At 67.7% G+C, this 26,243-nt stretch carries 25 protein-coding genes; 9 read left to right on the forward strand and 16 right to left on the reverse strand.

What is annotated here, in order from left to right; all coding sequences use genetic code 11:
* Nucleotides 1–2: 2 nt before the first annotated feature.
* The 4 genes from ACFSVL_RS12640 to ACFSVL_RS12655 form a co-directional block, all read right to left on the reverse strand.
* Nucleotides 3–1,001, reverse strand: a complete 999-nt coding sequence (locus tag ACFSVL_RS12640) for a PDR/VanB family oxidoreductase (protein ID WP_378303651.1) — start codon at nucleotides 999–1,001, stop codon at nucleotides 3–5.
* Nucleotides 998–1,858, reverse strand: coding sequence for a metal-dependent hydrolase (locus tag ACFSVL_RS12645; RefSeq protein WP_378303653.1), 861 nt, complete (start codon nucleotides 1,856–1,858; stop codon nucleotides 998–1,000). The genes ACFSVL_RS12640 and ACFSVL_RS12645 overlap by 4 nt, the downstream gene beginning before the upstream one ends.
* Complete coding sequence (locus tag ACFSVL_RS12650; protein WP_378303654.1) at nucleotides 1,855–3,324, reverse strand: flavin-containing monooxygenase; 1,470 nt, start codon at nucleotides 3,322–3,324, stop codon at nucleotides 1,855–1,857. Before ACFSVL_RS12650 ends, ACFSVL_RS12645 begins: the two co-directional genes overlap by 4 nt.
* A gap of 75 nt (nucleotides 3,325–3,399) precedes the next feature.
* Complete coding sequence (locus ACFSVL_RS12655) at nucleotides 3,400–4,167, reverse strand: helix-turn-helix transcriptional regulator (RefSeq protein ID WP_378303656.1); 768 nt, start codon at nucleotides 4,165–4,167, stop codon at nucleotides 3,400–3,402.
* 69 nt (nucleotides 4,168–4,236) lie between these two features.
* Here ACFSVL_RS12655 and ACFSVL_RS12660 point away from each other — a divergent pair, with 69 nt between their 5' ends.
* Entirely contained in the window at nucleotides 4,237–5,298 is a 1,062-nt protein-coding gene (locus tag ACFSVL_RS12660) for a zinc-binding dehydrogenase (RefSeq protein ID WP_378303658.1), read from the forward strand.
* Here ACFSVL_RS12660 and ACFSVL_RS12665 read toward each other — a convergent pair.
* Entirely contained in the window at nucleotides 5,285–6,178 is an 894-nt protein-coding gene (locus ACFSVL_RS12665) for an SDR family oxidoreductase (RefSeq protein WP_378303659.1), read from the reverse strand. The genes ACFSVL_RS12660 and ACFSVL_RS12665 overlap by 14 nt on opposite strands.
* 82 nt (nucleotides 6,179–6,260) lie before the next feature.
* Nucleotides 6,261–7,175 (reverse strand): aldo/keto reductase, encoded by a 915-nt coding sequence (locus tag ACFSVL_RS12670; protein ID WP_378303662.1) that lies wholly within the window; start codon nucleotides 7,173–7,175, stop codon nucleotides 6,261–6,263.
* 62 nt (nucleotides 7,176–7,237) lie between these two features.
* On the opposite strand from ACFSVL_RS12670, the gene ACFSVL_RS12675 reads away from it, so the two are divergent.
* From ACFSVL_RS12675 to ACFSVL_RS12685, 3 genes are all read left to right on the forward strand, one after another.
* Entirely contained in the window at nucleotides 7,238–8,059 is an 822-nt protein-coding gene (locus ACFSVL_RS12675; protein ID WP_378303664.1) for an LLM class F420-dependent oxidoreductase, read from the forward strand.
* Nucleotides 8,060–8,163: 104 nt separating this feature from the next.
* The gene (gene fbaA / locus ACFSVL_RS12680; RefSeq protein WP_378303665.1) at nucleotides 8,164–9,195 is read left to right on the forward strand and encodes a class II fructose-bisphosphate aldolase; all 1,032 of its coding nucleotides are present in this window, start codon (nucleotides 8,164–8,166) and stop codon (nucleotides 9,193–9,195) included.
* A gap of 62 nt (nucleotides 9,196–9,257) precedes the next feature.
* On the forward strand, nucleotides 9,258–9,398 hold the full coding sequence (locus ACFSVL_RS12685) for a hypothetical protein (RefSeq protein WP_378303667.1): 141 nt from the start codon (nucleotides 9,258–9,260) through the stop codon (nucleotides 9,396–9,398).
* Here the strand turns inward: ACFSVL_RS12685 and ACFSVL_RS12690 are convergent.
* Together ACFSVL_RS12690 and ACFSVL_RS12695 are read right to left on the reverse strand one after the other, a co-directional pair.
* A complete protein-coding gene (locus ACFSVL_RS12690; protein ID WP_378303669.1) occupies nucleotides 9,395–10,285 on the reverse strand; it encodes an alpha/beta fold hydrolase in 891 nt (296 codons plus the stop codon). The genes ACFSVL_RS12685 and ACFSVL_RS12690 overlap by 4 nt on opposite strands.
* A gap of 81 nt (nucleotides 10,286–10,366) precedes the next feature.
* Nucleotides 10,367–11,284, reverse strand: coding sequence for a LysR family transcriptional regulator (locus ACFSVL_RS12695; RefSeq protein ID WP_378303670.1), 918 nt, complete (start codon nucleotides 11,282–11,284; stop codon nucleotides 10,367–10,369).
* 111 nt (nucleotides 11,285–11,395) lie between these two features.
* Between ACFSVL_RS12695 and ACFSVL_RS12700 the strand changes: the two genes are divergently transcribed.
* A complete protein-coding gene (locus ACFSVL_RS12700; protein WP_378303672.1) occupies nucleotides 11,396–12,724 on the forward strand; it encodes an MFS transporter in 1,329 nt (442 codons plus the stop codon).
* A gap of 49 nt (nucleotides 12,725–12,773) precedes the next feature.
* Here ACFSVL_RS12700 and ACFSVL_RS12705 read toward each other — a convergent pair whose 3' ends face one another.
* The 3 genes from ACFSVL_RS12705 to ACFSVL_RS12715 all read right to left on the reverse strand — a co-directional run bounded on the left by ACFSVL_RS12705 (nucleotide 12,774) and on the right by ACFSVL_RS12715 (nucleotide 14,990).
* Complete coding sequence (locus tag ACFSVL_RS12705) at nucleotides 12,774–13,178, reverse strand: type II toxin-antitoxin system VapC family toxin (RefSeq protein WP_378303674.1); 405 nt, start codon at nucleotides 13,176–13,178, stop codon at nucleotides 12,774–12,776.
* Nucleotides 13,171–13,449: a type II toxin-antitoxin system Phd/YefM family antitoxin gene (locus ACFSVL_RS12710; RefSeq protein ID WP_378303676.1), complete on the reverse strand. Its 279-nt coding sequence runs from the start codon at nucleotides 13,447–13,449 to the stop codon at nucleotides 13,171–13,173. Before ACFSVL_RS12710 ends, ACFSVL_RS12705 begins: the two co-directional genes overlap by 8 nt.
* 107 nt (nucleotides 13,450–13,556) lie before the next feature.
* A complete protein-coding gene (locus ACFSVL_RS12715) occupies nucleotides 13,557–14,990 on the reverse strand; it encodes an alpha-L-fucosidase (RefSeq protein WP_378303678.1) in 1,434 nt (477 codons plus the stop codon).
* Nucleotides 14,991–15,168: 178 nt separating this feature from the next.
* Here ACFSVL_RS12715 and ACFSVL_RS12720 point away from each other — a divergent pair, with 178 nt between their 5' ends.
* Complete coding sequence (locus tag ACFSVL_RS12720; protein WP_378303680.1) at nucleotides 15,169–16,944, forward strand: hypothetical protein; 1,776 nt, start codon at nucleotides 15,169–15,171, stop codon at nucleotides 16,942–16,944.
* A gap of 33 nt (nucleotides 16,945–16,977) precedes the next feature.
* On the opposite strand, the gene ACFSVL_RS12725 is transcribed toward ACFSVL_RS12720, so the two are convergent.
* Nucleotides 16,978–18,156, reverse strand: a complete 1,179-nt coding sequence (locus ACFSVL_RS12725; protein WP_378303682.1) for a hypothetical protein — start codon at nucleotides 18,154–18,156, stop codon at nucleotides 16,978–16,980.
* A gap of 233 nt (nucleotides 18,157–18,389) precedes the next feature.
* Here ACFSVL_RS12725 and ACFSVL_RS12730 point away from each other — a divergent pair, with 233 nt between their 5' ends.
* Together ACFSVL_RS12730 and ACFSVL_RS12735 are read left to right on the forward strand one after the other, a co-directional pair.
* Nucleotides 18,390–18,800 (forward strand): DUF3151 domain-containing protein, encoded by a 411-nt coding sequence (locus tag ACFSVL_RS12730; RefSeq protein WP_378303683.1) that lies wholly within the window; start codon nucleotides 18,390–18,392, stop codon nucleotides 18,798–18,800.
* 108 nt (nucleotides 18,801–18,908) lie between these two features.
* Nucleotides 18,909–19,802 carry a helix-turn-helix domain-containing protein gene (locus ACFSVL_RS12735; protein WP_378303685.1) on the forward strand — a complete coding sequence of 298 codons (894 nt, stop codon included), beginning with the start codon at nucleotides 18,909–18,911 and terminating at the stop codon, nucleotides 19,800–19,802.
* On the opposite strand, the gene ACFSVL_RS12740 is transcribed toward ACFSVL_RS12735, so the two are convergent.
* The 3 genes from ACFSVL_RS12740 to ACFSVL_RS12750 all read right to left on the reverse strand — a co-directional run bounded on the left by ACFSVL_RS12740 (nucleotide 19,789) and on the right by ACFSVL_RS12750 (nucleotide 23,113).
* On the reverse strand, nucleotides 19,789–20,277 hold the full coding sequence (locus tag ACFSVL_RS12740; RefSeq protein WP_378303687.1) for a GNAT family N-acetyltransferase: 489 nt from the start codon (nucleotides 20,275–20,277) through the stop codon (nucleotides 19,789–19,791). The two genes, ACFSVL_RS12735 and ACFSVL_RS12740, sit on opposite strands and share 14 nt — an antisense overlap.
* Nucleotides 20,278–20,345: 68 nt before the next feature.
* A complete protein-coding gene (locus ACFSVL_RS12745; protein ID WP_378303689.1) occupies nucleotides 20,346–21,530 on the reverse strand; it encodes a sensor domain-containing diguanylate cyclase in 1,185 nt (394 codons plus the stop codon).
* Between the two features lie 323 nt (nucleotides 21,531–21,853).
* Nucleotides 21,854–23,113 (reverse strand): MFS transporter, encoded by a 1,260-nt coding sequence (locus tag ACFSVL_RS12750; protein ID WP_378303691.1) that lies wholly within the window; start codon nucleotides 23,111–23,113, stop codon nucleotides 21,854–21,856.
* Between the two features lie 317 nt (nucleotides 23,114–23,430).
* Between ACFSVL_RS12750 and ACFSVL_RS12755 the strand changes: the two genes are divergently transcribed.
* Complete coding sequence (locus ACFSVL_RS12755) at nucleotides 23,431–25,308, forward strand: FAD/NAD(P)-binding protein (RefSeq protein ID WP_378303693.1); 1,878 nt, start codon at nucleotides 23,431–23,433, stop codon at nucleotides 25,306–25,308.
* Here ACFSVL_RS12755 and ACFSVL_RS12760 read toward each other — a convergent pair.
* Complete coding sequence (locus tag ACFSVL_RS12760; RefSeq protein WP_378303695.1) at nucleotides 25,298–26,197, reverse strand: glycosyl hydrolase family 18 protein; 900 nt, start codon at nucleotides 26,195–26,197, stop codon at nucleotides 25,298–25,300. The genes ACFSVL_RS12755 and ACFSVL_RS12760 overlap by 11 nt on opposite strands.
* Nucleotides 26,198–26,243 lie beyond the last annotated feature (46 nt).

A 26,243-nucleotide genomic window follows, 5' to 3' on the forward strand; every position in this document is an offset into this window, starting at 1 on the left:
ACCTACAGCTCCAGGACGGCGGGCCCGCGGTCGACGCAGATCCGCACTCGCCCGCCGTCTTCGGCGGCCACCTCGCAGGTCCCGCAGAACCCCTGGCGGCACGAGTACGGCACGTCGGGCAGCACTTCGCGCACGACGTCGAGCGTGGAGCGGTCGGCGGGCACGTCGAGGGTGCGGCCGCTGCGGCGCAGCACCACGCGGAACGGCTCGCCGTCCACGATCGGCGGCGGCGCGAACCGTTCGTAGTACACCGCGGCGGCGTCCGTGCTGGCCAGATCGACGCGGACGCTGGTGATCATCGGCACCGGGCCGCAGCAGTACACCGAAGCCCCGTCGGGCATTTCCTCCAGCAGTTCCGCACCGGACGCCGGGATGCCGAACTCCTTGTCCGGCCGGATCCGCACCCGCTCGGCGGGGAGTTCGTCGAGGAACGGCATCGATTCCCGGTCGCGGCCGGTGTAGACCAGCCGCCAATCCGCGCCGCTCGCCGCCGCGCGGTGCACCATCGGCAGGATCGGCGTGATCCCGATTCCGCCCGCCACGAAGTGGTACGCGGGCGCGGTGACGAACGGGAAAGCGTTGCGCGGCCCGCGGACTGTGACGCGAGTTCCGGCAGTGAGCGAGTGCACCTCGGCGGACGCGGAACCGAGGTACCGCACGGCAATCCGGTAGTGCGACAGGTCTGAGGGCGAGCCGCACAGCGAGTACTGCCGCACTTCTCCCGAGGGCAAGATCAGGTCGATGTGCGCGCCTGGACGCCAAGCGGGCAGCGAACTTCCGTCCGGGCGCACGAGCCGGAGGCTCACCACCCCGGCGGCCTCGGTGCGCGCGGCCTCGACGACCAACGGCAGCCGGCGGTCGACTTCCCGCACCGGCGGACGCCGTCGGCCGGAAAACTCCGCCAGCCGCCGATAAGCCGCGCCGACCGCGACCAAAGTGGACATCAGCGGGTCGCGCCTGCCGCTGCTGTCGAGCCGGGGCGGGAACTGCGGTGCGGTCATCGCGGTGCGTCGGCGGCCTGCGCAGCGGGCGAACTCGCCAGGTACGCGACCGCCTGGTCGGTGTTGCCGGTTTCCGTGGGGTGATAGGACTTCCGGAAGTACGGCCGGATCTCGCGCAGCAGTTCGCGCGGTCCGGGCAGCAGCCCCTGGCGAGCGGCGCGCCGGTAGGCCCGCCAGCTGGTGCGGCCGGGGCGCGTCGGGTCGTTCTTCATCAGGAATCGGGTTCCGCGCAGGAAAACCCACGCCAGCACCGGCGTCACCACGAGCATCGAACGCACCCGCCGACCGTAGCGGCCGTCGAGGTGGCAGAACAGGTCGTACGCCACCGAGCGGTGCTCGACTTCCTCGGCACCGTGCCAGCGAAGGAGATCCAGCATCGTCTCGTCGGCTCCGGCCGCGTCGAGTTCCTTCGCGTCGAGGATCCACTGGCCGAGGAACGCGGTGTAGTGCTCGATCGCGGCGACCAGCGCGAGCCGTTCGATCAGCCATTCCCGGCTCGATCCGGCCCGGTCGCCGAGCAGGCGCCGGAACATCCACTCCATCTGCGCGATGTAGGGCCGCACCGAAACCCCGGCGGACTCCAGGTGTTCGGCCGCGCCGTCGTGCGCCTCGGCGTGCATCGCCTCCTGGCCGATGAACCCGAGCACGTCCTCCTTGAGCCGCTCGTCGCGGATCAGCGGGACGGCCTGTTTGAACACCTCGACGAACCAGCGTTCGCCCTCGGGCAGCGCCAGATGCAGCACGTTGATGCTGTGCGTGGCCTGCGGCTGCCCGGGAATCCAGTGCATCGGCAGCTTGGAGAAGTCGAACTCCACGTCGCGCGCGTGGAGCACGATCTGTTCGTGGTCGGCGCTCATGACCGGCCGCTCAGCTCGTAGTCGCTCGGCTCGACGCGCCGCGTCTCCAGCCAGTACCGCCACGTGAAGCCGGGCCAGATCGTCCGGTTGACGCCCTTCGCGTCGAGGTACCAGCTCTTGCAGCCGCCCTGCGTCCACACGCCCTTGACGAGCTTTTCCTGGATCTGCTCCTGGAATTCGTCCTGCACCGACGGCCGCACGTCCAGCGCCGCCGCGCCGCGCGAATCGGCGAGCCGGATCGCGTCGACCACGTAGCGGGACTGCGATTCGATCATGAACACCACGGAGTTGTGGCCGAGTGCGGTGTTCGGGCCGAGCAGGAAGAACAGGTTGGGGAACCCGGAGACGGTGATCCCCTTGTGCGTCTGGATCCCTTCGGTGGCCCAGGATTTCGCGAGATCGCGGCCGCCGACGCCGGTGATGTCGAGGTATTCCAGCGCGTCGGTCACCTTGAAGCCGGTGCCGTAGATGATCGCGTCGACCTCGTGCTCGACCCCGGCGGTGTCGACGATGCTGTGGGCGCGGACTTCCGCGACACCGTCGGTGACCACGTCGACGTTCGGCCGGTCCAGCGCGGGGAAGTAGTCATTCGACAGCAGGACGCGTTTGCAGCCCATCGTGTAGTCGGGCGTGACTTTCCGGCGCAGCGCGGGGTTTTTGATGCCCTTCGCGATGTGCCTGCGCCCGATCACCTCGGCGGCCTGCATGAGCTTCGGATGCCCGTTGAACCCGATCGCGCGGGCTTCGAGCATCCAGTACAACGCGTTGCGGTACAGCCGCTGCGCGCCGGGAACGCGCTTGAACAACTGCTTGCTCCAGCCCGGCATCGCGTGGTCCGGCTTCGGCATGATCCACGGCGGCGTGCGCTGGAACAGCGTCAGCTCGCCGACCTCAGGCGCGATCTTCGGCACGAACTGCACCGCGCTCGCCCCGGTGCCGATCACCGCGACCCGCTTGCCGGTCAGGTCGAACTCGTGGTTCCACTGCGCCGAATGCCAGGTCTGGCCCTTGAACTTGGCGATCCCCGGCAGTTTCGGGATCTGCGGAATGTGCAGCCCGCCGACGCCGGCGACGAGGAACTGCGCGGAAAACTCGGTGCCGCCCTTGGTTTCCACCGTCCAGCGGCGTTCGCCCTCGTCCCAGTGCGCGCCGGTGATCTCGGTGCCGAACCGGATCCGGTCGCGCAGCCGGTATTGGTCGGCCACGCCCTTGAGGTAGTCGAAGATCTCCGGCTGCGGCGAGAACGACCGGCTCCAGTCCGGGTTCTGCGCGTAGGAGAACGAGTACATGTGCGACTGCACGTCGCACGCGCAGCCCGGGTACGAGTTGTCCCGCCAGGTGCCGCCGACCTCGTCGGCTTTCTCCAGGATCACGTAGTCCCGGATGCCCGCTTTTTCGAGCTGGATCGCCTGGCCGAGCCCGGAAAACCCGGTGCCCACGATCACGACCTTGAACCGCTCGGTCATCTTGTCGGCCTCCGCTGCGCTGGGGGTCTGGCAGCGTTGATGTTACCTCAGGTAACAGTTACTTCAAAGTACTTCCTACTCGCCAGTACCGTCTGGCAGCTGATAGACCACCAGCGTCTGCTCCGGTCGCTCGGCCACGTGGAACGCGGCGTGCGTCGCGGTGACCACGCCAAGCCGGGGGTGTCGAAAGCGCTTCTGGCCTGCGTGGCTGAACTGGATCTCGTAGTGCGGCCACCACTCGCGCACCTCGGGGCTCGCCTCGGTCAGCTCGGCCACGAGCCGGGTCACGCGCGGGTGGCCGGGGTGCCGTCCGGCGATCGCCCGCAGCCGGGCCAGGATGTTGCGCGCCTCCTGCTCCCAGTCGACCAGGACCTCGCGGGCGACCGGCTCGGTGAACATCCAGCGCACGACGTTGGCCCCCGGCGTGATGTTCCGGAACAGCTCCGCGGCGGCGTCGTTGCAGGCGAGCAGGTCGTAGCAGATGCCGGTGACGTACGCGGGGTTGTCGCCCAGCAAGGCCGGGACATTCGCGACCTCCGGCGCAGCCTCTTCGGGCGCGTCTTCGGGCGTCGCTCCGCCGTCGGCGAGGCGGCGCAGGTGTTCCTGCTCGGCGCTGGTCAGCCGCAGTGCCCGGGCCAGCGCGTCGAGCACCTGGTCGGACGGGCGGACGTCGCGGCCCTGTTCGAGATAGGTGAGCCAGGTGGCGCTGATGCCAGCCAGCAGGGCCAGCTCTTCGCGACGCAAGCCGGGCGTGCGGCGGCGTCCGGTCGACGGCAGGCCCGCGTCGGCCGGGGCGATCCGCTCGCGGCGGCTGCGCAGGAAGGTGCCCAGTTCGACGCTCACCCTAGAACCTCCAGTACCAGAATAACGCGATTCTGGATACCAGCTTAAGCGCGCGCGAGGCTGGGTCGCATGCGAGCTTGGACGGTTGATTCACAAGGCCTGCGCCTCTCTGAGGTGCCGGAACCCGCTTTGCAAGGCGGTGGCGTCGTCGTGGAGGTGCTCGCCGCGCATCTCCCGGCGTATACGAACGCGGTGGTGACCGGGGGTCGCGGCGGGTTGCCGGTGCCGCTGGTCCTCGGCCCCTCCTGCATTGGGCGCGTGACCGACGTAGCGCCGGACGTCTTCCACGTCGCGCCCGGCGACATCGTGCTGGACACCTCGCTGCTCGACGCGGGCGGCGGTGACGAGATCCTGGTTGGCTGGGTTGGCCTTGGCGCTTCCGGCGGCACCGAGCGCACGGACCGCATGCGCGAGGTGTGGCGCGACGGTGTCTTCGCGGAGAAAGCGTTGTGCGCCAAGGAAACGATGCTCAAGCTGGCCGGTGCGGAGAACTATCCGGAACCGGCCCGCCTGTCCTTCCTGCCGTGGCTCTGCGTTGCTGCTGCGGGACTGCACACCGCGGGTCCGCTGGCTGGCCGGGACGTCGCGGTGATCGGTGCGACCGGTCAGATGGGCGGTGCCGCGGTGCTGCTGGCGCTGGCGGAAGGCGCGGCGACCGTGACGGCGGTGGGGCGCAACAAAAAGGCGCTCGACCGACTGGCTGAACTCGGCCCGCGCGTGCGTACCCACCAGCTGACCGGCGATCGCGCGACGGATGCGGCGGGAATCGGCCCGGTGGACGTGGTCCTCGACGCGCTCGGGGCCACGCCGACCGCGGACGCGACCATGGCCGCCTACGACAGCCTGCGGGTCCGCGGCACCCTGGTGCTCGTCGGCGGGGTACGCCAGGACCTGACCATTCCGTACGGCGACTTCATGCACCGTCGGCTCACCTTGCGTGGCTCGTGGATGAGCGACGACGAGACGGTGACGACGGTGTGGAACCTGATTCGCTCGGGCGCGCTGGACCTGTCGGCGGTCGAGCTGCTCACGGTCGGCCTTGACGACCCGGAAACCGCTCTCGACCTGGCGGAACGTACTTCAGGGCTGAGCTTTGTGGCCCTCGTCCCCCGCTCCTCTAGCTGCGCTTAGTAGCCGCGCGTCCGCCGTGGCCGTTGACCGACGACTCGAACGCGCCGCGTTCTTCGACGTCCTTCAGCGCGGCCCGGTCCGCCGCCGGCACCCGGCTCCGCGCGCCGAATTCGACGATCGGCGGCAGGAACGAGCGCAGCAGCTTCAGGCCGCCGACCCAGCGCGGCACGTGGATCGTCCTGGCGCGGCGCAGAATCCCGGCCTCCAGGTCGTCGAGCGCGACGTCCAGCGGGTACGTCTTGCCGAGCAGTCCCGGCATCCCGGAACGCAGCTTGCCGAACACCGGGTGCGCGTCGGCGCTTTCGACCAGGTCGGTGCGGATCCAGGTCGGGTGCGCGACGCCGACCTTCACGCCGAGGTGCGCGACCTCCGCGCGCAGGCTGTTGCAGAACGCTTCGACGCCCGCCTTCGCGGCGGCGTAGTTCGCCATGCCGGGCGCGTGCGTGATCGCGGCGAGCGAGGAGATGCCGAGCAGGTAGCCGCGGCGTTCGATGACGTGCGGGAGCGTGACGCGGAACGTGCGCCACACGCCGAGCAGGTCGACCTCGATCACCCGCTCGAACGCGTCGCGGTCCACCGAGCGCACGAAGCCGGCGGTCGCGATGCCGGCGTTGGCGATGACGATGTCGATGCCGCCGAAGTGCTCGACCACGCCCGCGGTGACGCGCTCGAGGTCGTCCCAGCTGGTGACGTCGGCTTCCCAGGACTTCGCGTTCGGCCCGATCCGCTTGGCGACCGCTTCCTGTTCGGCTGCTTCGAGGCCGACGAGCGCGACCTTGGCTCCGCGCGCGGCGAGCCGCTCGGCCAGGCCGGCTCCGATCCCGCGAGCGGCTCCGGTGATGAGCACGACCTTGCCGTCGACCTGGTTCTGCTGAGCCACGGTGCCCTCCTGAGCCGGTTTTCGCCTGTCCGGAGGGCACCGTACAACAACCTACCCGCAGTAAGCTACTACTCGGTAGGTATCAGTTCGACGCTTCGCCCAAAGCGGTGAGTTCGGCGTCGGTCAGGTTCAGCTCGACCGACGCGAGCAGATCGACGAGCTGTTCGGGGTTGCGCGCACTGGCGATCGGCGCGGCCACGGTCGGCTGCTGACGGAGCCACGCGAGCGCGACACTGGCGACCGAAGCTCCATGTGCGGCGGCGATTTCGTCCAGCGCGGCGAGCACTCGTTCGCCGCGCGCGTCGAGGTATTTCAGCGCTCGCGGGGCACGCGGCGAGTCGCCCGGCTCGTCCTTCGAACGGTACTTGCCGGTGAGGAATCCCATGGCCAGCCCGAAATACGGCAGCGTCGCCAGGTTCTCGCGGGCGACCAGCGGGGCCAGATCTCGCTCGTAATCCCGCTCGACGAGGTTGTAATGCGGTTGCAGGGCAACGTATCGGGCGAGACTGTTCTCGTCCGAAATGGACAGTGCGGAGGCGAGCCGGTCCGGTTCGTAGTTGGAGGCCGCGATGTAGCGGACCTTGCCCGCGCGCACGAGCTGGTCGAACGCGGCGAGGGTCTCCTCCAGCGGGGTGTCGGGATCGTCCTTGTGCGCGTAGTAAAGGTCGATGTGGTCGGTTCGCAGGCGGCGCAAGGATTCTTCGACGCCCTCGGCGATGTTCGCGGCGGCGAGGCCAGGCCGCTGCTCCCCGGCGCCGATCTTGGTGGCGATGACGAGGTCGTCGCGGCGGCCGCGCTTGGCGAGCCAGTTGCCGATGATCGTTTCGGAACCGCCACCGCCGCCATAGGTGTTGGCCGTGTCGAGGAAGTTGCCGCCGGCCGCGGTGTACGCGTCGAGAACAGCGAATGACGTGGGTTCGTCCGCTGTGTGGCCGAAGACGTTGCAGCCGAGGTTGAGGCCGTGGATGTCCAGTTCCGTGGAGCCGAGCTTGGTCATGCTTTCGAACCTAATCCGGCCGCGGCGGGAGGAAAACCGGGTTCCCGTGCGTTGGGCGGGGCATGGCTATCGAATTGGGCAAGCTAGGCGTGTGGCGGATGTCGGCCCAGGTGGACGGCGCGTTCGCCGCCGAGGTGGAGAAACTGGGCTACGGCACGATCTGGCTCGGCGGTTCGCCCGGAGGCGACCTGGCGATCGTCGACGAGGTGCTGGACGCGACCGAGCGGATCAAGGTCGCCACCGGGATCGTCAACATCTGGGCCGACGCGCCCGAGAGCGTCGCACAGGCGTTCCACCGGATCGAAGGAAAGCACCCGGGACGCTTCCTGCTCGGGGTCGGCGCGGGCCACCGCGAGCACACGCAGGAGTACAAGAAGCCGTACGCGGCGCTGGTCGAATACCTGGACGCGCTCGACGCGGCCGGGGTGCCGGAGGAATCGCGCGCGCTCGCCGCCCTCGGCCCGAAGGTGCTCGAACTCGCCCGCGACCGCACCGCGGCCGCGCACCCGTACCTGACCACCCCGGAGCACACCCGGGCCGCGCGGGAGATCCTCGGCTCGGCGGCGCTGCTCGCGCCCGAGCAGAAGGTCGTCTTCGACACCGATCCGGAGCGGGCGCGCGAGACCGGCCGCAAGACGGTGCAGTTCTACCTCGGCCTGTCCAACTACACCGCCAACCTGCGCAAATACGGCTTCTCCGAGGAAGACATCGCCGGGAAGGGCAGCGACCGCCTGATCGACGCGCTCGCCGTCCACGGCGACGCGAAAGCGCTGGCCAAGGGCCTGCGGGCGCACCTCGACGCGGGCGCTGAGCACGTCAGCGTGCAGGCGCTGGACGACGATCCGTTCCCTGCCTACCGGGCAATCGCGGCCGAGCTGCTCTGAATCGCTCCAGTCGGTTTCGTCTCGTGTGAGGTAGGACCGGTCGGCCCGGCCGGTCCACCTCGTACGATGCCGCTGTAGAAGCCAGTCGTCTCGAGGAGGAACCGATGCCCATCGCCACCCCCGAGGTGTACGCGGAGATGCTCGACCGGGCGAAGACGAACGAATTCGCCTACCCGGCCATCAACGTGACCTCGTCGGAAACCGTGAACGCCGCGATCCGCGGGTTCGCCGAGGCGGAGAGCGACGGGATCATCCAGTTCTCCACCGGCGGCGCGGAGTTCGCGTCCGGGCAGAAGGTGAAGGACATGGTTGTCGGCGCGACCGCGCTGGCCGAGTTCGCTCAGGTGGTGGCGGCGAAGTACGACGTCAACGTCGCCCTGCACACCGACCACTGCCCGAAGGACAAGCTGGACGGCTTCGTCCGCCCGCTGATCGAGATCTCCGCCGAACGCGTCCGCGGCGGCGGGCTGCCGCTGTTCCAGTCCCACATGTGGGACGGTTCGGCCATCGATCTCGACGAGAACCTGCAGATCGCGCAGGAACTGCTCGCCAAGGCCGCGGCGGCGAAGATCATCCTCGAGGTCGAAATCGGCGTCGTCGGCGGCGAGGAGGACGGCGTCGAGGCGGAGATCAACGAGAAGCTGTACACCGCCGAGGGCGACTTCCTGAAGACGATCGACGCGCTCGGCGCCGGCGAGAAGGGCCGCTACCTGCTGGCCGCGACGTTCGGCAACGTGCACGGCGTGTACAAGCCGGGCAACGTGAAGCTGCGCCCGGACGTGCTCAAGGGCGGCCAGGAAGCGGCGGCGAAGAAGCTCGGCCTGGACGCCGGCTCGAAGCCCTTCGAACTGGTCTTCCACGGCGGCTCGGGCTCCCTCCCGGAGGAAATCCGCGAGGCGGTGTCGTACGGCGTGGTGAAGATGAACGTGGACACCGACACGCAGTACGCGTTCACCCGCCCGATCGCGGACCACTTCTTCAAGAACTACGACGGTGTGCTGAAGATCGACGGCGAGGTCGGGAACAAGAAGGTCTACGACCCGCGCAGCTACCTGAAGGCAGCGGAAGCCGGCATGGCGGCCCGCGTCGTCGAGGCGACGCGGGCCCTTGGCTCGGCTGGCAACAAGCTGGGCTGACGAGGTTTGCTGAGGAAGGCCGTCTCGATTTTGGTCGGGGCGGCCTTCCTGCTTTTTGGCGGGTGTCGAACGAATACCTCTGGGTCGAGAACAACGCGGACGGTTTCCGCATGGCACTCCAAGCGAATTCCGCCGGCGGCCTGTTCCTCATCAGCACCTCGCCGTGCGTGTGGCCGAACGGGACGCCGATCCCCGAGACCTAGTGCCCCGGCTCGCGCAAGAAATCCAACGCCGCCGCGTCCACCTCCGCCGGATTCGATGCGCTCAGGAAGTGCTGCCCGCCCTCCACGATCTCCAGCCGCGCGTCCGGCGAAGCCGTGAACATCCGGATCTCCTCCTCGGCATTCGCCACCGAATAGACCTGGTCCGCCGTGCCGTGCAGCCATCGCACCGGGCAGCGGACCTCGTCGAGCCTGCCGTGCAAGCCGTCCCGGTCTCGCAGGTTCACGGTGCTGACTCGCAGCCGGTGCCGTCCGGCGTCACCGGAGTAGTTCGTGCGGTAGGCGGCCAGCCAGAATGCACGGTCCTCTTCGGACAGTCCGCCCATCGCCGTGCCGAACACGCCGTCGACGAATTCGTCTGGCACGACCCAGTCCTCGCCGACCGGAGCCGCGAGGAGGTCGATGACCGGCGTGTTGAACGCGATCCCGTCCCAGCAGCCCAATTCCTGGCTGCGCGGGCTTTCGAAGTCCATCGACGTGCCCAGCAGGAGAACGCCGCGCACGACGTCCGGGGCGAGCAGCGCCATCCGGACCGCGATCCAGCCGCCCTGCGAGGTGCCGAGCACGTGGGCCTCTCGGATGCCGAGGGCTTCCAACACCTGCAGGTTCGCGATCGCGCTGTCCCAGTAGGTGAAGTGCTGGTACCCGGCTCGCGTGCGGCCGTGTCCGTACGGTTCCAGGGCGAGCAGGTTCGCCGCGGACGTCAGGGCCGGGTCTTCGAACTGCGCGCGATACAGATCTGCCGAGGTCGTGTACGAGTTGATCAAGACCAGCGTGGGCAGCGCGGGGTCGTACGGTTTCGCGAAGGTGCAGCCGATGGTCGACCCGCCTAGGTGCGGGATCTCGACGGTCTGCTCGGTCTTGCTCATGGACCAACTCCTCGGTCAGGGAACGCTGCTCCCAGAGTGTCCACGATTTGGCATGCTGTCGAATGATAATCAGACATCGAATTATGTGTTCATAACATGGTCTCGATGGGCCCGGACGCGAGCCCGGGTGCGCGCTTCGAAGAAGTCGCCGAGATCGATCGCGGTCTCCTCGACCAGGCGGGCGCGCGGGTTGTCGGGGTCCCATCCGGCGTAGAGCGGCACCCGCAGCGGTTCCGCTTCGCCGCGGATCGGGATCGCGAGCACGTCTGGCCCAGGATCGTCGGTCAGCACCGCGATGCCCCGGCCCGCGACGGCGAGCGCGGCCGCGATGGCGGGCTGCCGGACGACGAGCGGATCGGCGAGCTGGCAGCCGGTCCGGGCTACCTCCTGGTCGAGCAGGCGGCGTGCGGCGCTGTTCGGCGTGAGCAGGACGAGCGGGTGCCGGACCAGGTCCTCGACCTTGATCTCCGGCAGGCGCGCGAGCTCGTGTCCCGGCGGGACGTGGGCCCAGATGAGCGCCGAGGAGATCGCGCGCCGCTGCCATCCCGGCCGGGGCACGCCGGTCGACACTCCCAGGTCCGCACCCCTTGCCGCGGCGGTGTCGAACACGCGGAACGGCTCGGCTTCGTCGCAGTCGAGGAGCGGCGTGGACGTGCCGCGCGCGACGAGATACGGCGCGACGACCGACGAAATCGTGGCGGGCGGCGCGATCACGTGCAGGATTTCGCGGGTCTGGGCGGCCTCCTGCTGAGTGCGTCCCACGACGTTCTCGGCGAGCGTGAGCAGATCGGTCGCCCGGTCGTAAAACCTGGCCCCGGCCGGGGTTGTCCGCAGCGACCCCTTGCCTCGCACCAGCAGCCGCACGCCGAGGCTGTGTTCGAGCCGCTGGATCTGCCGCGTCATCGCCGGCTGCGTGATGTTGCACCGGCGGGCTCCCGCGGAGATCGAGCCCTCCTGGACCACCGCGACGTACGAGGCGAACAGCGTCAGATCCACCATGTCTAGGCAACATACTCTGATGTGGAAGTGTCATTGGACAGCATGGTCGTGGGTAGCTCACGCTGACTGGACGGCTCGCTCGGAGCCGTCGTCCGAAAGGGACTCACCCGCATGACTGTCACTGGCGATACCGCACGTCGGGCCGCGCTTGGCGCTTTCGTCGGAACCGCGATCGAGTGGTACGACTTCTACCTCTTCGGCACCGCCGCCGCCCTCGTCCTGCCCACCGTCTTCTTCCCGCAGGCAGGTCCCGCCGTGGGCCTGCTGGCCTCCTTCGCGACCTTCTGGGCGGGATTCCTGTCGCGGCCGTTGGGCGGGATCGTGTTCGGGCACATCGGCGATCGCCTCGGCCGCAAGAACACCCTCGTGGTGACGCTGATGATCATGGGGATTTCCACCGTCCTCACCGGGCTGCTCCCCGGCGCGGACCGATGGGGCGTGGCCGCGCCGATCCTGCTGGTGGTGCTGCGAGCCGCACAGGGCTTCGCGGTCGGCGGCGAATGGGGCGGCGCCGTCCTCATGGCGGCGGAGAGCGCCGGGCGCGGCCGCGGCATCCGGTCGGCGATGTGGGTGCAGCAGGGATCGCCCGTCGGCAACATCCTCGCGACGACGGCGTTCATCGTGGTCGGCCTGATCGACAAGGACGCGTTTCTCTCGTGGGGATGGCGGATTCCGTTCCTGGCCTCCGCGGTGCTGGTGGTGGTCGGGCTGCTGATCCGGCTGAAAGTCGAGGAATCCCCCGAGTTCGAAGCGGCGGCCACCGATCGGCAGATCGTGAAGGTGCCGATCGCGGAACTGCTGCGGCACCACTGGGCGAAGCTGGTCATGGGTGTTCTCGCCTGTGCACTGGGCATCGGCGGCGCGTACTTCACCTCGACGTTCATGCTGTCCTACACAACCGGCCAACTCGGCGTGGACCGGCAAGTGATGCTGCTGATCCTCCTCGGCCCGGTCATCGCCCAGTTCGGGTGGCAGCCGATCGCCGCCCGCCTCGCCGAACGGATCGGCACCGCGCGGTTCATGGTGCTCAACCTCGGTGCCGCGATCGTCCTCGCCTTTCCCGCGTTTTTTGTTGTCTCCGTGGGGAATCCGGTCGGGATCCTGCTGGTGTTGATCGCGGTGATGATCCCAACCGCCGGCTACTACGCGGTGCTCGCCGGGTTCCTCGCCGAGGCGTTTCCGGTGCGGATCAGGTACACCGGGATCTCGGTGGCTTATCAGCTGTCGGCGACGCTGATCGGCGGGACGACTCCGTTGGTTGGGCAGCTCGCTCTCACGCTTGGGGGTGGGAGCTGGGTCGCGCTGGCGGTGTTTTATGTCGTGCTGATCGGTTTGACCGTCGTTGGGGTGCTTGGGGTGGCGGCGCGCCGGACCACTGTTGATCAGTCGGCGGACTGTTCGGCTGCACTGGCCGAGGTCCCTCCGGCACGTAGATCGTGACTACGCGACGGCGTACTCGGCGACGGCTGGCAATCGAGGATGCAGCTGCTCAAACAGCTATGACCTCGACCATGTTGCCCAAACCTTTGAAGTCATCTGCGTTGCGGGTGTAGAGCGGCAGTTCTCGCGAGGACGCGATGGCGGCGATCATCAGATCCATCCGGCGAGGCCGAGGGTCTCGCTTCGCCGCGAGAACGAGCGCAACCAATGTCCCGTAGCGGGCGGCCGCCTCACTGTCGAACGGCAGCGGTGCGAAGTCGACGATGGCGGCGCCGAGCTTCTCGGTGCGCGCCGCACGAACGGCGGCATCCTTCGCCATCGCCACCCCTTGATGCAGTTCGGCCATGGTGACCGCGGTCAGTTCCGGGATCTTGGGCAATGCCGACGGGTCTAGGAAGCCAAGGTCAATATAGGTGCAGGTGTCGAGCACGCCTGCCTCGCGGCGTTCAGTCACGAGGTCGCTCCCACGCGTCGTCGAGACCTAGACGGTCCTCGGTGCCGAAGAACTCGTCGGCTTCCCGTCGTAGCGAGGCCGCTTCGACCGCGGGCAACCGTCGATGCCGCTCCACCAACTCCTCGGCAGTAAGGCGACGCCTGCGCGGTATCGGTCGCAACTCGGCCACCTCGACGCCGTTGCGGGTGACGTAGTAGATCTCGCCCGCCTCGACGGCGTCCATAACGGCAGCGGAGTTGTTGCGGAACTCCCGCTGAGTAATCACCTTCACGGCTACCAGTGTAGCCATATGTAGCGCAATGAGCTACACCCGTTGGTTCGGGTGCCTCCGATGTCGGCAAAACGCGCTATGGCGAGTCCGTGTCCGGAGCCAATCACCTACCAATCCGTCACCGTGAGCACCGCCGGAAACTCCTCCCCGAAGTCATCCATCCGCCGCGCCGGCAGCTCGATCACCACCCCATCCGCCGTTCGACTCCACGGCAGTGGCCGGGAATGCCCGCCCAGCAAGCGAATTCGCGAACGGCCTCCGATCGGCACATCCCCCGGCACGAGAAGTCGCGCGCCAGGCCAATGGAGTGGGATCAGGTTGAACGCGCCGCGCGTGCGGGTGTAGCAGAGGTCGCCGTCCATGGCTCGTTGCCAAGGCGTCGAACCGTAGATCGCGCGGCCGTTGATGCGTAGCCATCGGCCCATGTCGAGGAGGCGGGTGCTCATCCAGTCCGCGATGGTGCCGTCCTCGCGGGGGCCGATGTTGAGCAGCAGGTTGCCGTTCTTGCTGACGACTTCGGCTAGCAGGCGAATCAGCTGTACCGAGGATTTGATCTTCGCGGGGTCCTCGTTTTCGTTGTAACCCCAAGACTTTCCAATGTTCAGGCACGCTTCCCACGGGTCGGGGCGCAGGACGTACTTCTTGTTATCCCCTTCTACCGTCACGAAATCCGCGTGTGACGCCTCGAAGCGGTCGTTTGCCAGGACGCTCTTCGGGCGTGGGCGGTCGGCGGCGTTGCGATAGTAATAAGACAGGATTTCGTCGCTGCGCCAATCCCACGTCTTCGGCCGGAAGATCGGGCCGCCGCCGAATTCGTGGTAGCCCTGGCCGTCTGCCCACAGGATGTCTGGATCGTACTGGTCGATGATGGTTTTCAAGTGCGCGTGCTCGTATTGTGTCACGTAGTCGGTGACTGGGCGGTATCCGGTGTAGGCGATTTCTTCGCCGGTGTAAGGGTTTCTCGGCGCGGTGCCGAGCGCGGGGCTGTAGAACTCGCCCAATGAGTAGTAGAGGCCGCGTTTGAGCCGGGAGTGGGCGGCGGCGGAGAACAGTTCGCCGACTAGGTCGCGGCCTGGGCCTAGGCGGACGGAATTGCGGTCTGACACTGTGTTGCGGAACAGTTGAAAACCGTCATGGTGTTTGGAGATCAGGACGAAATACCGGGCACCGGCTTGTTCAAAGAGGCGTACCCAGGAGTGCGGGTTGTAGCGGCGGGCGGTGAAGCGTGGGATGAACTGGTCGTAGGCGAAGTCCGCGCCGTAGGTTTTCAGGTGGTGGTCACGGGTTCCGGTGCCCCGCGCGGGATCCGTGACGTTCATGGCGTAGAGGTACCACTCCGCGGCATGTTTGGCGTCTCCCCAGGCCGCGGCCGAGTACGCGCCCCAGTGGATGAAGATGCCGAATTTGGCGGAGGGGTACCACGGGGTGGCGGCGGGGGCGGCTTGCGCGCGGGTCGCGGTGAGGCCGAGCAGTCCGGCGGCACCGGCCGCGGCGAGCATGCTGCGGCGGCTGATTCCTGCGTGGTCCATGATCGCATCCACTCCAGTCATCAGATGTCTTGGTCTTCCAGGGGTACCAGCTCCGCCAGCGTCAGGGCAAGGATCCTGTCTGTGCGGGACAGCTGTTCACAAGCATGAATGCGGTTGACGCGGTCTGGAGCAGTTCTTATTCTCGGGCAAATACATCAGATCTATTCTGATCATTATGGAGGCCGCGGGCATGGGCGCAGCGTGGGAAACCAGTCGGCGGACGGTGTTGCGCGGCGGGGTCGCGCTCGCGGCTCTGGCGGCCACCGCCGGGACAGCGTTCGCGAAACCCGCTGGCCGACGGCTGCCGTTCCTGCTCGACATGGTCCAGAACAACCCCGGCGAACCGCTGTTTTCCAGTCGCTTCAATGATCCGGCGACGCTGAAGAGCTACGGCTACGACGGTCAGGTGATCAACGAGTTCATCCCACCGCAGACCGCGATCACCTTCGATTCGTTCGATCAGCGCATCTTTCCTGCTGGCTCGGAGGGGCGAGCCTGGGTCGAAGCGGCGGCGAAGAAGATCGACGCACACATCGCGCGAGCGCACGCGGCGGGTATCGCGGCGTATATCTTCACCGACATCATCGTGCTGCCGAAACGCCTAGTCGAACTGTATGGCGAGCAAATTCTCGACAGCAAAGGCCGGATCAGCTTCGACCGGCCGCTCACTCAGCAAATCCACCGGCTGATGCTGAGTGAGATCTGCGCACGGTTCCCTGGCCTGGACGGAATTGTCGTCCGAACCGGCGAGACGTACGTGCAGAATGTGCCGTTCCACACCGGGAACAACCCGATCACCAACGGTGCCGCGAGCCATCTGACCTTGCTCGGCATCCTGCGCGACGAGATGTGCGTACGCGCGAACAAGCGGGTCTTCTACCGCACCTGGTCCACCGGCAGCGACAAGCTGACCAGCGACCCGGACTTCTACCGGCAGGTGACCGACCAGGTCGAGACGCACGAGAAGCTGGTCTTCTCGATCAAGCACACCGAGAAAGACTTCTGGCGGACAATTCCGTTCAACCGGACCATCGGCGTCGGCAAGCACCGGCAGATCATCGAGGTGGAATGCCAGCGCGAGTACGAGGGAAAAGGCGCGTTCCCGAATTACGTGATCGACGGTGTGGTCAACGGCTTTGAGGAATTCCGCACCCCGTCGCGCACCGGTCCGATCGGGCTCGCCGAAGTCGTCGACAATCCCATTATCGCCGGGATCTGGACCTGGTCGCGCGGCGGTGGCTGGCGCGGACCTTATCTGCAGAACGAATTGTGGTGCGATCTCAACACCTGGGTGATCGCCCGGTGGACCCGCGACACCAGCCTCGGCGAGGAAGGCGCGTTCACCGAGTACGCGACAACGAGGCTCGGCTTGCGCGGCGAGCAAGTCCGCCGCTTCCGTCGGCTAGCGCTGCTGTCGGCGGCCGCTGTGCTCCGCGGGCATTACAGCGTGGTGCACCCGATGGGCCGGCTGATGTGGACCCGCGACCAGTTCCTCGGCGGCTCCGACAAGGACCTGACCAGCGATTATGCCGCAATCGTCGCAAAGGGCCGGGTCGAACCGGTGCTCGCAGAGAAGGCCTTGGCGGCTCGGATGTGGGACGAAATCGTGGCACTGTCCGGGACGATCCCGCTGCGCGACCACGCCGACCGGACGTACCTGAGAGTGTCCGCGCGCTACGGCCAGTCCTGGCACCGCGTGGTGCATCACGGCTGGGAAGTGATGCTGCGCGGCTACGCCGGCGACCAGAACGGCAGGTACGACAAAGCCGCCATGCGCTATCACCTGGCCCGCTACGACGCGGAATGGCAACGCTGGCAACGACTCGCCAAAACCGAACCGTCCTGCGCGACGCTGTATCAGCCGTACAGCTTCGGCCCGAAAGGCCCGGACGGCTTGTACAACGCCGATCCGGACCACGGCATCAAACCGGCCACGGATCACTACCGCAAGCTGCTGTCCAGCTAGGCCCTGTCCAGCGACAACAATTGCGAACACCCATCACGAGGAGGGCAGCGCCGTCCTCCGCCGCGAAGCCCACCACTCCTTAGCCGGACCAGCCCCAGCCCACAACGCGAACAACGCCGCCACAGCCACCAACGCCGTCCAATACGCCACCGGCGGCGCCGACTCCGTCTGCACTTCTCCGAGCAGCCAAGGCCGCAACTGAGCCTGCACCCAGAACGCGCCATACCCCAGCACCGTCACCAAAACCGCCCCCGTCACCGCAGGCCAGGGCAGCAGGAAGGCCAGATCCACCGCGATCCCGACCGCCAGCAGATAGAACGGCACCGTCGACACCGGGAAGCCCAGCGCCAGCAGCAGCGGCCACATCACGCACCGGTACGCGACATACGCGCCGGCCACGGTCAGCCCCGCCCAGCGGTGTCCGACGGTCTTCCTCGCCAGCACCAGGATCAGCGCCGAAACCCCGATGCCCCACAGCGGATACACCCACTCCGGGATCGGCATCGTGAAGTGCAGCACCGCGGACCGGTCGACCGGATGGCCGATCTGGTCGGCGGCGAAGGACAGCAGCGTCGGCTCGGCCTCCGGCGTGCCGCGTTCCCACGCGCGCAGGCCGAGGATGCCGTACTCCTGCTGGCCGTTCGGGAAGAAGGTGTTCTCCAGGAAGAACGCCCACAGCGCCAGCAGCACCCCGGTGCGGAACCGGCCCGGCGGGGCCAGCCGCAGCCAGCCGAGCAGGACGCCCGCCTGCATGATGCCGGTGCCGAGGTACAGCATCATGTGCGACGGGCTCCACGCGGTCAGGTCGAGGCCGTTCACGCGGTGGTTGATGACGTCGAGCGGCGCGGCGACCAGGAACACGATCAGCCCGGCCTGCATGAGCCGCAGCGAGCGCCGGTCGCAGCCGAGGCCGGTGTAGCTGTGGATCGCCACCAGCACGACGATGATCACCGTGCCGACGGTGTTGATCAGGTGCGGCGGCGCGAGGTCGTCGCGCAGCCACTTGAAGTGCCACGACATGTCCCACGACGACCCGACCAGCTTGAACGCGAACGCGGTCAGCCACATGCCGTAACAGAACCGCAGGACCCAGGCCGGAGTCGGCTGTCCCGGCGCGCCGCGGTGCCAGTGCGTCGCGAAGAAAAGCCTGGTCTTGCCAACGGGTCCACGCGGGACCGCCGGTCCGGCGACGTCCTCAACCGCCTTCGTCATAGGCGTCATCATCCCCTGCCGCAAGACCCGCTGGTCGCGGAAGGGGCAAAAACCCGGGTTCACCCCTACGGGTGGCGGATTTGCCTGCCCGCGGTCCGGCACGGCAGGGTGTCGGCCCATGATGCCGAAACGCGCCGTCGCCGCCGTGCTGATCGCCGCCCTCGTGCTGGCCGGCGGAGGCGTGCTGACCAGCCTGTTCCTCTGACCCGGGACACCGTGGGCACAATGGCGGCATGACGCACAACCTGCTAGGCCCCGAGCCCACGCTGCTGCCCGAGCACACCGACGCGCAGGCCGCGCTCGACTCCGGTACCGATCCGACCGCCGTGGCCGCCGAGCACCCCGACTACAGCGAGGCCTGGGCCGCGCTGGCCGAGCGCGCGCTCGCCGGCGGCGAGACCGTCGCCGCGTACGCCTACGCCCGCACCGGCTACCACCGCGGCCTCGACCAGCTGCGCCGCGCCGGCTGGAAGGGCTTCGGCCCGGTGCCGTGGGCGCACCGGCCGAACCAGGGCTTCCTGCGCGCGCTCGCCGTACTCGGCACCGCCGCCGGCCAGATCGGCGAGACCGAGGAATACGAGCGCTGCAAGACGTTCCTCGCCGACTCAGACCCGGCCGCGGCCGAGGCGACCGGACTGAAATGACGCGCACGGGCCGGTCCCGCCCCGAAAACCGGGGCGGGACCGGCCCGATTTCCACCTTCGGGTGACAGCTTGAGGTGTACGCATTTGGTGACACCTACAACTGCGGTCATGCGAGGCACGGCCATGCTCACCCCCCGGATCCGCACCCTCGGCACCGCGTTGCGCGAGGCCCGGATCGACGCCCGTTTCGGACTGCGCGAACTCTCCCGGCGCATCGGCACCAACCCGGCGCTGGTGTCGAACTGGGAGCTGGGCCAACGGATTCCCGCGCTGGAGGACGTCGCGGGCATCCTCGGCGCGCTCGGCATCGTCGGGCAGGAGAAACAGCGGATCCTGCAACTGGCGCGCGGCACCGCCGAACCGGGCTGGGTCGCCCGCGGCAAGCAGTCCGACCCGGACCACCTCGGCGGGCTGCTCGCCTGCGAACGCGCCGCGACGTCGGTGGTCGAATGGCAGCCGCTCGTCCTGCCGGGGCTGCTGCAGATCCCGGATTACGCGCGGGCGCTGTTCCTCGGCGACGGATTGCCGCTGAAGGACGCGGAACGCCAGGCGGAGATCCGGATGATGCGCAGGCCACTGGTGGTCGGCCCCGGCGCGGTCCCGTGCGAGGTGCTGCTGGGCGAGACGGCACTGCGCAATCCGGTCGGCGGGCCCTCGACGATGGCCCGGCAGCTGCGATTTCTCGCCGATCTGATGGCGACGTCCGCGAAGCTGACGGTCCGCGTCGTGCCCTCCTATCGCGGCGGGCATCCCGGGCTGGCCGGGCGGTTTTGCGTGTACTACGTGGATATCGGCGATCCGATCGTCTACTTCGAACACCAGCACGCGGGAGCCTTCCTCCTCGACGAGGGGGTCGACACCTATCGCGGCATCGCCGACCGGATCCGCGCGCTGTCCCTGGATTCCCGCGCGTCGGCGACGTTCGTGCAGAACACCGCGCAGTACTTTCGGGAGATCGCGCAAGGGAATGAGCCGGACGAACCGAGGATCACCTTCGATTAGGCGGCAGGTCGGTCGCGAACCGCAGTTCGCTCTGGAGCAGGTTCTCCGACTTCGCGAAGCCGTGCCGCAGATAGGCCGGGATCGCGCGATCAGAGGAGTGCACGGTCACCCGCTCCAGCCCGAATTCCGCGCCCAGCCGCAGGGTTTCCTCGATCAGGAGTCCGCCGAGTCCGCTGTCGCGTGCTTCCGGCACGACGTACACGCATTGCACGTCGCCGCAGATGCGCGAAAAGTCGTGCGGCGTCGGCACTCTCGGGGTGAGCGCGAGGAACGCCATGCCGAGCACCCGCTCGTCGTGCACCGCCACGAGACAGCGATGGGTGTCGGCGTGCGCGCGGGCCCAGGCGGCGAAATCGCGCACGAATGCGGTCCGGTCAACCTCCGGTGCGCCGTCTTGTTCCGCCACCCAGCGCCAGCGCAACGCGGCGACGGCGGGGAATTCGGCGGGGCGGGCGAGACGGATTTCGGGTGCCATTTCCGAGTTCTCTCGCGGAGAATGGGCCCGGCCGGCCGGGGGAGGAGGCCAGCCGGGCCCGAGGTCCGTCAAGCGACCGCCGCCAGTTCCCGGGTTGGCGTTACCGAACCGACCACCCGGTTGCGGCCGCTGTCCTTCGCCGCGTAAACGGCGGCATCGGCCGCCGCCATCACTTCCTCGATACTTGTCCCGTCCATCGGGAACGAGGCGACGCCAATCGACGCGGTGCGCTGTTCGATCGTCACTGCCTCGCCTTCGTTCGTCCGCGTCGGGATCACCAGCTCGCTGATGCGCTGCCGGATCCGTTCCGCCGTCACGATCGCGTCTTCCTTCGACGTCGCGGGCAGCAGCGCGACGAACTCCTCACCGCCGAACCGGCCGACGAGGTCGTGCGCCCGGGTCTCCTGTTTCACCACGGCGGCAACGGCTTTGAGCACGTCATCGCCCGCGAGGTGGCCGTAGGTGTCGTTGATCCGCTTGAAGTGGTCGAGGTCGATCATCAGCGCACCGAAGCTGCCGTTCTCGCGCTCGGCACGGGAAATCTCGCGCTGCGCACCGTCCTGCCAGGTGGTGGCGTTGAGCAGCTGCGTCTTCTGATCCGTGGTCGCGAGTTCCTCAAGCCGCTTGATCAGCATCGACCGCTGCAGCACGTACAGCGGCAGGATCACCAGCACCGACAGCAGCGGTTCATTGCTCAGCACCATCACCAGCAGGCCGCCGACGCACAGGGTCGCCAGCTCCAGCAGGTTGTCGTCCATCGTGCCGAGGCAAGACTCGGGCGTCGCCTTCGCCGGGTCGGTCAGGTACAGGCCAAGGCCGGTCAGCGCGGTGTTGACCAGGAAATAGCCGAGCGCGCCCGCGACCACGGTGGTGACGGTGTGGCCCGCCGCGAGACTTCCGGCCAGTGCGGCACCGAAACCGGAAAGAATCATCGTGGTCGCGTTGGCCGCGACGCGGTGCGCCTCGCCGGGGCGCGTGCCGTTCCAACTACGGAACGCCAGGTAGACATAGATGATCACGCCCAGTGCGGCCACCAGCTGCGGCGGCACGAGCAGCGCCGCCGGAAGCAGCCACACCGAGGTCACGGTGATGTGCGGGCCCTGGCTCAACATCCGGCGCTGCCGCTCGATCTGCCGCGTGACCTCGGTCTGCGCGATCGCCAGACCAGCGAGAATGCCGAGAATACCGAGCTGGCCCAGGCTGACCGGGAACACCAGCGCGCTCACCACGGTGAGCACCGCGGTGACGGCCATGCTCGTCAGCGTGACCGCGACCCACTGCCGCGGCCGAGTCCAGAGCGACCACCGGGAAACCGCATCGCGCAGCCCCAGACCTGAAAATTCCCCCAATGTGACCATTCTTCCCCCCGGGTCTTGCGCGGATCTCCAGTGACACTCGCCTTACTCACAGTTTCAGACCGTTTGCCGCCTGTCCACAAGGGCCTTAGGTGTGTACATTTTTCCCGAACACGCCGGATGAAGGGTGACCAGCGATGCGCAGCAAGGAACAGTGACCGCGTAGCAGCACCGCAAGGTCGCGCAGGTCAGAGCCTCACGCGCGGGGCATGCCGGGGTAATTAGGCATGTTCGGCGCGTGTGGCTTCCTTCGCTGACCCCTCTTCGGCCTGCCTGGAAACGCTCCGCTGCCACGCGATCGCGAGCGGAATCGTGATGAGCAACCCGGCCAATCCGAAGATTCCGACGGTCGTCTGCGCGCTCACGTGGTCCGCGATGATGCCGCCGATGAGCGGCGACACGCCCATCGTGGTGGTCAGCCCGGTGTTCGAAAGCCCCATCGTCTGCGCCCGGCTCTCGTCCGGCACCGCGACCGTCAGCGAGGCCGTCGCCTGCAGCAGCGCGATCGTGCCGAAGCCGCCGGAGATCACGAACAGGATCACCGAGACGACCGGACCCGGCTGCAGGAAACACAGCAGCAGCGGGACCGCGGCGAGCGCGGTCATCGGGCCGATCAGCTTCGGCCGGATCCCGGCGGGCACCCAGCGCGTGTAGATGAACGTGAAGATCACGCTGCCCACCGGGTCGGCGGCGAGCAGGAAACCGATCATTTCGGAGCCGCCGCCCGAGGAAGCGACGTAAGGCGCGGCGATGCCTTCGTACACCGGCATCAGGCCGGCGAGCCACGTAAAGACCATCAGGGAACGCAGCGCGCTGGTCGCGAAGGCGACTTTGCCGCCCGCGCTCAACGACGAGAGGAACGGCTTGCGCTTCTCCCCGCTGGCCGCGGCCGGGCGGTACTTCAGTCCGAAACGGAGGAAGAGCGCGGAGAGCACGAAGGTGCCCGCGTCGAGCACGAGGGCGAGACGGGCGTCCATCGCGAGCAGCAGCGCGCCACCGCCGGCGAAACCGAGCAGCTGCGCGGACTGCACCGTCATGCTGCGGATGCCCATGCCGACCACGAATCGGTCGCCTTCGAGCACCTGCGGCAGCAATGCAAGCTGGGACGCCTTAAACGGCGGATTCAGTAGTGAAACGCAGCCAACGAGTACGCATAGTGCCCAGAACGGCAGCCCGGGAATGGCTACGCACAGGATCAGCACCGCGCGCATGAGGTCGACCGTGACCATCACGGTGCGGCGCGGGAAGCGGTCGGCGAATCCGGTGAGGAAGATGCCGCCCAGCAGCGAGGGGAAGAACGTCAGCGCGTACGTGAGGCCGGTCAGCGTCGCGGAACCGGTGTTGGCGTAGACGAGCACGGAGAGCGCGACCCGGGCGAGCTGGTCACCGGCGATCGACAGCAGTTCGCCGAACCACATCGCGCGGAACTCGGCGACTCCGAACACCTCGCGGAACGTGACCCGGTCTGGTGCTGTCGTCATGCGTGTTCTCCCCGCTGCTGTGTGCGGACTGTGCCGCACTAGTGACCAACGGGTGACCCTAGATCCTCCTGGTCACGGGCCGGTCACACGAAGTGAGTTGTCAAGCTCAGTGTCTCGTGACTGTTGGTGATTCTCTAGGTTCTTTCGCCGGTATCCGACAGGTCACGATCAGTTCGCCACGTGTCCAAACGATAGCGCTCCGCACTCCCCGCCGGGGTCAGTTCGATCTTTGTGGTTTGTGTCACCCTCGATCGTGTCGACCGTCCGCACTGTGGAACGGCCGCCGTCCGGCCACCCAGCCGCGTAGCTTCGCCCGGGTGACCGCTCTCCCGACGTTCACGCTCGCCATCGTGGGCGCCGGACCTCGCGGGGTCGGCGTCCTCGAACGGCTGTCCGCGAGCGCCGCCGAACTGCTCGGCGACCGGCGTATCGAAGTCCACCTCATCGACCCGTTCCCGCCCGGCCCCGGCCGCGTGTGGCGGTACGAGCAGTCGCCGCTGCTGCGGATGAACTCGATGCCCGAAGACGTCACCGTGTTCACCGACGACACCGTCCGGATCGACGGTCCGGTGCGTTCTGGGCCGTCGCTGATCGAGTGGGTGCGGCAGGTGCGTGCGGGGACCCTGCCGTATCCGGTGCCGGACGACGTCCGCGCCGAGTTCGAGACGCTCGCCTCCACGGATTTCCCGACCCGGCGGTTGCAAAGCCGGTACCTGGAGTGGTTCTACCGCAAGGTGGTGGCTGAATTGCCGCCCGGAATCACGGTGGTCGAGCACCTCGCCACGGCCGAAAGCATCGATAACGACGAGACAGTGCGGCTTTCCGACGGCACGACCGTGCCCGCGGACGCCGTGGTGCTGACGGTCGGCCACCTCGACGCGGTCCCGGATTCTCGCGAACGCGAACTGGAGGCGTTCGCCGAGCAGCACCAGCTGTCCTACTACCCCGCCGGATACACCGCGGACGTCGACTACTCCGCGGTGCCTGCTCAGGAACCGGTGCTGGTGCGCGGTTTCGGGCTCGCGTTCGTGGACTTGATGCTGTTGCTCACCGAGGGCCGCGGCGGCCGGTTCGAGGAGTTGCCGTGTGGCGGCTTGCGTTACCGTCCGAGCGGTGCCGAGCCGGTGCTGCACGTCGGTTCCCGGCGCGGCGTGCCGTACCACGCGAAGACCGGTTACCGGCTGCGCGGGAAACCGTTGCAGCTGCCCAGATTCTTCGATCGGCGGGCCATCGACAGGCTGTCCGGTCCGCTCGATTTCCGCGCGGACGTGTGGCCGCTGATCGCGAAGGAACTGGCCTGGGCGTATTACACAGAGCTGTTCACCGGGCATCCGGATCGCGTGCGGACCGATTACGCGGTCTTCGCGGACAAGTTCGCCGACCTGCCCTGGGGAACGTCCGAAATGGACGCACTGATCTCGGCCGCGGTGCCTGCCTTGGAAGACCGGCTGGACCTGGACCGGCTGGACCGGCCGTTCGCTGGCCGTCGCTTCGATTCCGGTGCGGAATTCGGGAAAGCGCTGCGGAAGTACATTGAGTCCGATCTCGCGCGACGGGCGGATGTGCACCACAGTGCGGACCTCGGCGCGTTCATGGCGCTGCTGTCGGTGATTGGCCAGCTGCCCGCGCTGCTCGCGACCGGACAGCTGACCGCCGCCTCTCAAGTGTCCGATATGGATGGCTGGTTCCACGGGTTTTTCTCTTACTATGCAAGCGGTCCGCCGCCTCGTCGGCTCGACGAACTGCTCGCCCTCGAAGACGCCGGTGTCGTCTCGTTCCTCGGTGCCGATATCTCGATCGAAGCCGACGAGACCGCTGGGACGTTCGTCGCGTCGAGCGCCAGCCACCCGGACACGGTCGCCGCGCGCACGTTGATCGAGGCGCGGCTGCCGAACGCGAGCGTTCCGCGCGTGTCCGACCCGCTGTTGCGCAGCTTGCGGGACACCGGTTCCCTGGCTGAGGAAACCGTGCCGGATGTCGACGGCGCGACGTTGCCGTCCGGGCGAATCGCCACGACGCTCAACGACTTCCGTCTGGTCACTGTGGACGGATCCACGCATCCGACACGGTTCGCGGTGGGCCCGCACACGAGCGTCCGTTCCGCGGGTGCGTTCACGAGGCCGCGTACGAACGCGGTTTCATTCCGGCAGAACGACGCTCTGGCAAGGGAAATCCTGCGGCTGGCTAACCCTTGACCGTCGGCGCGATCTGCTGCGCCCACTCCCACGGTGCCCCGGTGTCGCCAGGCAGCGAGTTGAAGTACTCCCAGCCGTCGATGCCGCCGAAGTCCGGGTACTGCCGCACGAGGCTGCCGACGGTGTTCTTCAGCGTCGGCATGTCGACGTAACCGTTGCAGTTGGCGGGATTCGTGACCGTTCCGGCGACGACCTTGCTCGCTGGAACGACGCCGTGGCTGACGATCTGGTCGTAGCCCGAGGTGTCCGCCAGCGAACCCCAGCCGCAGTAGAACTGGGCGTTGAACCAGGAAATCTGGTCGCCGCGTTCGCGGTAAAGCCGGTCGTAGTCGAGACCGGAAAGCCCGCCTCCGCCGCTGAGTTCCGTCGCGACCGGGGCAAGGGTGATCAGGAAGTCCGGCCCGAAGTCGGTGCGCAGCGCGTCGATCACCCGGTTCAGCGCGTCGTTCGACATCTGCTCCTCGACGTCGAGGTCGATGCCGGACAGCGCATGGTCGCGGATCAGGTTGCGCAGCAACGGATAGTAGGTATCGAAGTCCTGCTCCAGACGCTGGAAGCTGCCCTTCGCGGCGCCACCGACGAACGCGAGCGCATGCACGCCTTTGCTTTGCATCGTCGCGAGATCGGCCCACATCTGGGCGAACTTGGGGTCCGACGGCGGATCGTCGTTGAGCGTCATGGTTCCGCCGTCGTTGAGGTGCACGGCTCCGACGATCACGTCGGTGACGCCGGTGTCGTGGTCGGTGAGCCCCAACGGGGAGATGTAGGACCCGTTTTGGTGCGTCGTTTGGTAGTAGACAACAACTCTGCGCCCGCTCGCCGCCGACGCCGAGGTCGCTCCGCAGAGCACCAGGAACACCGCCAGCACCGCCGCCGTGATCTTCCTCATGGTTCAGACCATAAGGCGACGGCGGTGCCCGCGGTAGGGTCGTGAG

Origin of the sequence: Amycolatopsis silviterrae (genome assembly GCF_042684085.1) — a bacterium.
In the GTDB taxonomy this organism is placed as follows: domain Bacteria; phylum Actinomycetota; class Actinomycetes; order Mycobacteriales; family Pseudonocardiaceae; genus Amycolatopsis; species Amycolatopsis silviterrae.

What these genes read in the sequence shown, in the direction of transcription:
- ACFSVL_RS12640 (WP_378303651.1), bottom strand. Translation starts at nt 1,001, where the DNA reads ATGACCGCACCGCAGTTCCCGCCCCGGCTCGACAGCAGCGGCAGGCGC.
- ACFSVL_RS12645 (WP_378303653.1), bottom strand. Translation starts at nt 1,858, where the DNA reads ATGAGCGCCGACCACGAACAGATCGTGCTCCACGCGCGCGACGTGGAG.
- ACFSVL_RS12650 (WP_378303654.1), bottom strand. Translation starts at nt 3,324, where the DNA reads ATGACCGAGCGGTTCAAGGTCGTGATCGTGGGCACCGGGTTTTCCGGG.
- ACFSVL_RS12660 (WP_378303658.1), top strand. Translation starts at nt 4,237, where the DNA reads ATGCGAGCTTGGACGGTTGATTCACAAGGCCTGCGCCTCTCTGAGGTG.
- ACFSVL_RS12670 (WP_378303662.1), bottom strand. Translation starts at nt 7,175, where the DNA reads ATGACCAAGCTCGGCTCCACGGAACTGGACATCCACGGCCTCAACCTC.
- ACFSVL_RS12675 (WP_378303664.1), top strand. Translation starts at nt 7,238, where the DNA reads ATGGCTATCGAATTGGGCAAGCTAGGCGTGTGGCGGATGTCGGCCCAG.
- fbaA (WP_378303665.1), top strand. Translation starts at nt 8,164, where the DNA reads ATGCCCATCGCCACCCCCGAGGTGTACGCGGAGATGCTCGACCGGGCG.
- ACFSVL_RS12690 (WP_378303669.1), bottom strand. Translation starts at nt 10,285, where the DNA reads ATGAGCAAGACCGAGCAGACCGTCGAGATCCCGCACCTAGGCGGGTCG.
- ACFSVL_RS12695 (WP_378303670.1), bottom strand. Translation starts at nt 11,284, where the DNA reads ATGGTGGATCTGACGCTGTTCGCCTCGTACGTCGCGGTGGTCCAGGAG.
- ACFSVL_RS12700 (WP_378303672.1), top strand. Translation starts at nt 11,396, where the DNA reads ATGACTGTCACTGGCGATACCGCACGTCGGGCCGCGCTTGGCGCTTTC.
- ACFSVL_RS12720 (WP_378303680.1), top strand. Translation starts at nt 15,169, where the DNA reads ATGGGCGCAGCGTGGGAAACCAGTCGGCGGACGGTGTTGCGCGGCGGG.
- ACFSVL_RS12725 (WP_378303682.1), bottom strand. Translation starts at nt 18,156, where the DNA reads ATGACGAAGGCGGTTGAGGACGTCGCCGGACCGGCGGTCCCGCGTGGA.
- ACFSVL_RS12730 (WP_378303683.1), top strand. Translation starts at nt 18,390, where the DNA reads ATGACGCACAACCTGCTAGGCCCCGAGCCCACGCTGCTGCCCGAGCAC.
- ACFSVL_RS12735 (WP_378303685.1), top strand. Translation starts at nt 18,909, where the DNA reads ATGCGAGGCACGGCCATGCTCACCCCCCGGATCCGCACCCTCGGCACC.
- ACFSVL_RS12740 (WP_378303687.1), bottom strand. Translation starts at nt 20,277, where the DNA reads ATGGCACCCGAAATCCGTCTCGCCCGCCCCGCCGAATTCCCCGCCGTC.
- ACFSVL_RS12745 (WP_378303689.1), bottom strand. Translation starts at nt 21,530, where the DNA reads ATGGCCGTCACCGCGGTGCTCACCGTGGTGAGCGCGCTGGTGTTCCCG.
- ACFSVL_RS12750 (WP_378303691.1), bottom strand. Translation starts at nt 23,113, where the DNA reads ATGACGACAGCACCAGACCGGGTCACGTTCCGCGAGGTGTTCGGAGTC.
- ACFSVL_RS12760 (WP_378303695.1), bottom strand. Translation starts at nt 26,197, where the DNA reads ATGAGGAAGATCACGGCGGCGGTGCTGGCGGTGTTCCTGGTGCTCTGC.